Source organism: Conyzicola sp. (assembly GCF_057073975.1).
Genome location: NZ_JBXMIS010000071.1, coordinates 23,522 through 29,617, shown reverse-complemented (window position 1 = coordinate 29,617; position 6,096 = coordinate 23,522). Strand labels below are relative to the sequence as shown.

8 protein-coding genes are annotated in these 6,096 nt (G+C 67.7%); 6 read left to right on the top strand and 2 right to left on the bottom strand.

Features of this window, described 5'->3' with window-relative positions; translation table 11 throughout:
- Positions 1-288: 288 nt before the first annotated feature.
- Genes AC14A7_RS06495 through AC14A7_RS06480 form a run of 4 tightly spaced genes read left to right on the top strand, consistent with a single transcriptional unit; the run spans position 289 to position 3,378 of the window.
- Positions 289-924, top strand: coding sequence for a TetR/AcrR family transcriptional regulator (locus AC14A7_RS06495; RefSeq protein ID WP_484007375.1), 636 nt, complete (start codon positions 289-291; stop codon positions 922-924).
- Positions 917-1,771, top strand: a complete 855-nt coding sequence (locus tag AC14A7_RS06490) for a spermidine synthase (RefSeq protein WP_484007373.1) — start codon at positions 917-919, stop codon at positions 1,769-1,771. The genes AC14A7_RS06495 and AC14A7_RS06490 overlap by 8 nt, the downstream gene beginning before the upstream one ends.
- 47 nt (positions 1,772-1,818) lie before the next feature.
- The gene (locus AC14A7_RS06485) at positions 1,819-2,913 is read left to right on the top strand and encodes a PQQ-dependent sugar dehydrogenase (RefSeq protein ID WP_484007371.1); all 1,095 of its coding nucleotides are present in this window, start codon (positions 1,819-1,821) and stop codon (positions 2,911-2,913) included.
- A 9-nt stretch (positions 2,914-2,922) separates the two neighbouring features.
- A complete protein-coding gene (locus tag AC14A7_RS06480; RefSeq protein ID WP_484007369.1) occupies positions 2,923-3,378 on the top strand; it encodes a SprT-like domain-containing protein in 456 nt (151 codons plus the stop codon).
- On the opposite strand, the gene AC14A7_RS06475 is transcribed toward AC14A7_RS06480, so the two are convergent.
- Positions 3,350-4,729 carry an MFS transporter gene (locus AC14A7_RS06475; RefSeq protein ID WP_484007367.1) on the bottom strand — a complete coding sequence of 460 codons (1,380 nt, stop codon included), beginning with the start codon at positions 4,727-4,729 and terminating at the stop codon, positions 3,350-3,352. The two genes, AC14A7_RS06480 and AC14A7_RS06475, sit on opposite strands and share 29 nt — an antisense overlap.
- A gap of 44 nt (positions 4,730-4,773) precedes the next feature.
- On the opposite strand from AC14A7_RS06475, the gene AC14A7_RS06470 reads away from it, so the two are divergent.
- A complete protein-coding gene (locus AC14A7_RS06470; protein WP_484007365.1) occupies positions 4,774-5,349 on the top strand; it encodes a CGNR zinc finger domain-containing protein in 576 nt (191 codons plus the stop codon).
- Positions 5,346-5,726, top strand: coding sequence for a RidA family protein (locus AC14A7_RS06465; RefSeq protein WP_484007363.1), 381 nt, complete (start codon positions 5,346-5,348; stop codon positions 5,724-5,726). Before AC14A7_RS06470 ends, AC14A7_RS06465 begins: the two co-directional genes overlap by 4 nt.
- A gap of 33 nt (positions 5,727-5,759) precedes the next feature.
- Here the strand turns inward: AC14A7_RS06465 and AC14A7_RS06460 are convergent, their stop codons facing one another.
- A complete protein-coding gene (locus AC14A7_RS06460) occupies positions 5,760-6,062 on the bottom strand; it encodes a DUF427 domain-containing protein (protein ID WP_484007362.1) in 303 nt (100 codons plus the stop codon).
- Between the last annotated feature and the right edge of the window lie 34 nt (positions 6,063-6,096).

Sequence of the window (6,096 nt, the reverse complement as noted above, 5' to 3'; positions counted from 1 at the left end):
AGAATCGACTGTCGGTAGTGAATTCGCTCCAAAAGACCGCCCCGCCGTTATACTCGGGGCGCGCCAGCTGTCCACAATATGACTAGAAGGATGTCTGGGAGCGCAAAGAACAACTATAGGACACTTTGCCGGAATGTGTCCAGCAGTTCCTTGACCAGTTTCCGCATTTGGGCTATAAGAGCCGAATGGGTGCGTGAAACCATCGCCACTATCGACATATTGTGTCGACGTCGGGCCATGGGCCCCGCAGTCTGCAGCTATCCTCGGTTCTGAACTACAGGAGGGCCCGTGGCCGACACCACTGACGAGAACCTGCGCCGACGCCCCACTCAGGACCGCAGCACGCAGCGCCTCTCACTGATCCTCGACACCACAGCGCGGCTCATCGACGAGGTGGGGCCGAGCGCTCTCACACCCGCGCTCATCGCCCGCAACGCCGGCATGTCCGGTCCGGCGATCTACCGCTACTTCGCCGACATCGACGCGATCGTCGGAGCGCTCACCGCGCGCAACCTCGAGCACTTCCTCCAGTCGACCGGTGAGATGCTCGACGACGAGAACCTCACCTGGGAGGGTGCCGTCGAGGGCTCTGTCGACACCTTCGTGCGCATGTACAGAGAGGTGCCGAGCTTTCGAGCGCTCGGGCTCGACGGCGGCGCGCACTTCCGGGACGGGGCGAGCAACACCGCCCTCGTCGCGGCCGAGGCCATCCGCTACTTCCAGCCCCGGTTCGAGGCGTGGGACCGTCCGCTGTTCCAGGAGCACGTCGAGGCGATGATCGAGGTCATCGAGGCTCTCGTGCGCCGCGCGCACGAGGCGGATGCCAACACGGACTTCTTCATCGCGGAGGCGAAGCGCGTCGGCGTGCAGTACCTTGGCGAGTTCCTCCTCACCGTTCCGGGAACGCCGCCCAGCGATGCCTGACATCCCCGGCGTGACCCTCGCGGTCAGTGGACTGCACGCGGTCATCGAGCCGGACCGCTGGGTTCCCGGCTCCTTCACCCTCGTTGTCGGCGGCACACCGCAGTCGCACGTCAACCTCGACAACCCGTCGGAGCTGTTCTTCGAGTACATCCAGCGCATGGGCCACGTCATCGACCAGCTGGGCATGCCCGGCGAGCCGATCACCGCAGTGCACCTCGGAGCCGGCGCGTTCACCCTCCCCCGCTACGTGCACGCGACACGGCCTGGCTCCCGCCAGCAGGTGATCGAGCTGGAGATGGACCTCGTCGACCTGGTTCGCGAGCACCTGCCGCTGCCGCGCGATGCGCAGATCAGGGTGCGGCACGGCGACGCCCGCGAGACGCTCGCGAAGCTGCCGGACGGCATCCGCGGCAAGGTCGACCTTCTCGTGATCGACGTCTTCAGCGGCCCGCGCACCCCGGCGCACGTCACGAGCCTCGAGTTCTACACCGATGCCGTGTCTCTGCTCGCGCCAGAGGGCGTCGTGCTCGTCAACGTCGCCGACGGACCCGGCCTTGCCTTCGCCCGCTCACAGGCGGCAACACTTCGCAGCGCGGTCGGCGAGGTGGCCGCGCTCGCCGACACCCAGATCCTCAAGGGGCGCAGGTTCGGCAACGTCGTGCTCGTCGGCTCGAAGGGCACGCTGCCGATGGAGTGGATGCCGCGCCTGCTCGCCGGCGGCCCGCATCCGGCCAAGGTGCTCGACGGCCGCGAGATCGTTGACTGGATCGCGGGGGCGCCGCTCGTGACCGACGCGACGGCGATCCCGTCGCCACCGCCGGGGCGCACGTTCATTCAGAACAAGTAGCCGACAAAGTCGTGGACGATGGCGGCACCGCCGCCCAAGATGGGTTCATGAAGCCTCTCGTTGCCGCGGTCGCCCTGCTCGTGCTGCTGACCGGCTGCACACAGTACCCGCTGTCGCCGCCGTTGCCGCAGGCGAGCGAGAGCACCAACGGGCCGGGACCGGTGACGCCGGTGGGCAATCCCGTGGCGATCGCCGAGAACCTTGCCGCGCCGTGGTCGGTCGTGCGGCTGGAGAGCGGATCCGCGCTCATCAGCGAACGGGACTCCGCGACGGTGAAGGAGCTGACTGCTGCGGGAGACGTGCGGGAGGTCGGCGTGGTTCCCGGGGTCGATCCGGGCGGTGAGGGCGGGCTGTTGGGGCTCGCCGTGCTGGATGGCTGGCTGTATGCGTACCTGACTGCGGCATCCGACAACCGCATCGTTCGGCTCGAGCTGCGGGGCGAGCCTGGAGAGTACGGGCTCGGCGAGCCAGAGGAGGTGCTCACCGGCCTTGCGAAGGCGGGCAACCACAACGGAGGGCGCATCGCCTTCGGCCCCGACGGCATGCTGTACGCGACGGTCGGCGATGCTGGCAATCCCCCGCTCGCGCAAGACCGCGGGTCGTACAACGGCAAGATCCTGCGGATGACGCCGACAGGCGAGGTGCCAGACGACAACCCCTTCGATGACTCCCTCGTCTACTCGCTCGGCCACCGCAACCCGCAGGGTATCGCGTGGGACGACGGCGGCCAGCTCTATGCCGCCGAATTCGGACAGGACACCTGGGACGAGTTCAACATCATCGAGCCGGGCGGCAACTACGGCTGGCCCGTCGTCGAGGGAGTCGCCAACAATCCCGACTTCGTCGACCCCCTGCTGCAGTGGGCGACGTCGGAGGCCAGCCCGAGCGGGCTCGCCTTCACCCGCGGCACCTTCTTCCTCGCCTCACTGCGCGGTGAGCGGGTGTGGGCGATCTACGCCGATGGCGGCAAGGCGCAGTCGCAGCCGTGGTTCGTGAACGAGTTCGGGCGCATCCGCGATGTCATTCCCGGCCCGGACGGGTCGCTGTGGTTCCTCACCAACAACACCGACGGGCGCGGCGATCCTGTGGACGGCGACGACCGGCTGTGGCAAGTGGAACTGGATGTCTTCCACGAGGGCTAATCTCGCTAGGTGGCTGATCTGGATCGCGTGAGAACCTGGGCGAACGCCCTCATCTCGCTGCATCTCGACGACAGCTGGAGCTTCGGCTTCGACAACGCGAAGACGCGCGCCGGGCTCTGCAACTTCACGGCGAAGCGCATCACCGTCTCGAGGTACCTCGCGGCACGCTTCGAGGATGACGAGATCCACCAGGTGCTGCTGCACGAGGTCGCGCACGCGATGGCCGGCACCCGCGCCGGCCATGGCGCGGCATGGAGATCGGTCGCGAAAGACCTCGGGTACGAGGGCAAGCGACTGCACGACGGCCCGATCGCCGACGAGCTCGCGCCATGGATCGGCACCTGCCCCGCTGGCCATCTGCACTACCGCTATCGCAGGCCGGCTCGCGCTCTCGCGTGTGGCCGGTGCTCCCGCCGCTTCGACGCGGCGCACCTGATCACGTGGACGGCACGCTCGGTTCGCTGACCGCGGTGCTGGTCTCCTGCTTTCGGATTCCCGCGAACGACACAGCGGAGCCGACGACGAGCAGTGCGGCGCTGACCACGACCGCACTGTGGAATCCGTCGAGATCGAGCTTCGCGCCGACGATGAGGCCGGTGCACGCCACCGTGATGAGGCCGGCGATGCGGGCAACGGCGTTGTTGATGGCCGAGCCGATGCCGGCCCGCGACTGCTCGACCGCCCCGAGTGTCGCCGAGGTGAGCGGCGCGACGGTGATCGCGATGCCGAGGCCCATGAGCATGATGGCCGGGAAGAGCTGCGGCCAGTACGACACCTCCTCGTCGACGACGAGGAGGTAGAGGTAGCCGGCGGCCAGCACGAGCGGCCCGATCGTCATGAAGGGGCGCGCGCCGTACTTCGCCGACAGCGCGCCGAATCGTGGCGAAAGGAGGATGAGCAGGAGCCCGGAGGGAAGGCTGATGAGGCCGGCGAGGGTCGCCGGGTAGCCGCCGACCTCCTGTACGAAGACCCCGAGAACGAAGCCGCCGAATCCGAGGGCTCCGTAGATGAACAGGGTCGCGAGGTTGCCGAACCCGAAGTTGCGAATGGCGAACATGCCGAGCGGCACCATCGGCTCTGGCACCCGCGACTCCCACCACAGGAAGAGGCAGAACGAGGCAGCACCGACGACGATCGGAATCCAGACTCCTGGGCTCTGCCAGCCGAGCCGCGACTGCTCGATGAGCCCGAACACCGGACCACCGAGACCGAGGATGCCGAGGCCGGCCCCGACCACGTCGACCTTCGCCCGATGCTCCGGCTTCTGCTCCGCTCCGAGGCCGCGCAGCAGGATGAGCGCCGCCGCGATGGGGAACACGTTGATCGCGAAGACCCAGCGCCAGTCGGCGTAGTCGACCAGGAGTCCACCGAGCAGTGGCCCGCCGAGGAACGCCGCCGTCGTCCACGCGGTCCAGGTGCCGATGGCCTTGCCCTGCTCCTCCCTCGAGAAGTTGGCGATGATGAGCGCGAGCGAGCTCGGAACAAGCAGTGCCCCCGCCCCACCCTGCACAACGCGCGACACCACAAGGATGACGCCGTCGGGCGCGATCGCGCAGGCGAGACTGGCCGCGCCGAAGCCGTAGAGGCCGATGCGCATGATCCGCTGGCGGCCGAACGAGTCGGAGAGCGAGCCCGCCGTGAGGATCAGGGCGCCGAGGGTGATGAGGTACCCGTCGACGACCCACTGCTGCACCACCAGCCCGCCGCCGAGATCCTCGCGGATCGCCGGGAGTGCGACGTTGATGACGGCACCGTCGAGGAAGGCAACGAACGCGACGATGATCGCGACCATGAGCACTCGGCGCTGGCGGTTCACTGGTTCTCCTGTACGGCGATCACGTAACCGACGATAATGGTTACATGGCGACTGGACAATGGCTCGTGCCGAACGACGGAATCCGCTGGTGGTACGACTCCGGGGCGCTCTGCCTCGACTTCGCCCACACGGGACTGCTCGGCGGGCCTGCCGCCTGGGAGCAGTTTCACACCGCTGCCGACCTGGCCAGGTGGCTCGGCGACCGCTTCGAGAACCTCGCCGACGACGCGACGGACCGCGACCTCGTCGATGCGGTGAACCTGCGCGCTGCCATCTACCGGCTCGCCCGTGCGCAGGCCGACGGCGCGGAGATGCAGGCCGACGATGTCGACACGCTGAACCTGTACGCGGCGACCCCGGACATGCCGCCCGCCCTCGATGGCGGCAACCGCCAGGCCGGTCGCGGCAGGGTGCGCACCGGGCAGGCGCTCGCCACCATCGCCCGCGATGCGGTGCACCTGCTCGGGCACTCCGAGGGGCGCATTCGCGAGTGCGATGCCGACAACTGCTCGCTCATCTTCTACGACGACTCACGAACCAACAACCGCCGCTGGTGCTCGATGCAGCGCTGCGGCAACCGGGCGAAGGTGAAGGCCTTCAGAGCTAAGGAGAAAGCATGACTGTCACCCATATCAACCCCGACTCCCTGCACAAGAACCCCGCCTTCTCGCAGGCGACGCTCGTCGAGGGTGGGCGAACCCTCTACATCGGAGAGCAGAACGGCACCGACTCCGACGGCGCGATCAGCGGCGACTTCGCCGCACAGACCCGGCAGGCGCTCAGCAACGTGCTCGCCATCCTGCAGGAGGTCGGCGCCGATCAGTCCGCGGTGGCGAAGCTCACGGTCTTCTTCAAGGAAGGCGAGTCGGTGCAGGCGGGCTTCGCGGCATCCGGCGACGTCTGGGGCATGCACGCGACGGCCATCACGGTGATCCCGGTGCCGGCGCTCGGCCGCCCCGAGGCCCTCGTGGGCATCGAGGTGATCGCCTCGGTCTGAACGGGCGTCGAGGCGATCGCGAACGTCTGACAGCTAGGCGACGACCTCGACCTCTTTCCAGAAGGCGACGTAGTTGCTGAAGTCCTTGCCGACACGGTCGAACGCGGTCGGGTACGGCGTCGGGTAGCTCCAGGCGCGGTCCTGCAGCTTCTGCCCGTCGACCTCGACGGTGAAGTACTGGCACTCGCCCTTCCACGGGCAGGTGTACGGGGTCGCGCTCTCGGTCAGCAGCGCGCTGTTGACGCTGGCCGGCGGAAAGTACCAGTTGCCCTCGATCTTGATGAGGTCTTCCTCTGGTGCCTCTGCGATCACGGTGTCGCCGACTACTGCCTTCATGCGCGTGCTCCTTGCTCGGTGGTTAGCAGGGAGA

Excerpts from the sequence above, each read along its gene's own strand:
- AC14A7_RS06460 (WP_484007362.1), bottom strand. The coding sequence starts at position 6,062 with ATGAAGGCAGTAGTCGGCGACACCGTGATCGCAGAGGCACCAGAGGAA.
- AC14A7_RS06470 (WP_484007365.1), top strand. The coding sequence starts at position 4,774 with ATGGCGACTGGACAATGGCTCGTGCCGAACGACGGAATCCGCTGGTGG.
- AC14A7_RS06490 (WP_484007373.1), top strand. The coding sequence starts at position 917 with ATGCCTGACATCCCCGGCGTGACCCTCGCGGTCAGTGGACTGCACGCG.
- AC14A7_RS06485 (WP_484007371.1), top strand. The coding sequence starts at position 1,819 with ATGAAGCCTCTCGTTGCCGCGGTCGCCCTGCTCGTGCTGCTGACCGGC.
- AC14A7_RS06465 (WP_484007363.1), top strand. The coding sequence starts at position 5,346 with ATGACTGTCACCCATATCAACCCCGACTCCCTGCACAAGAACCCCGCC.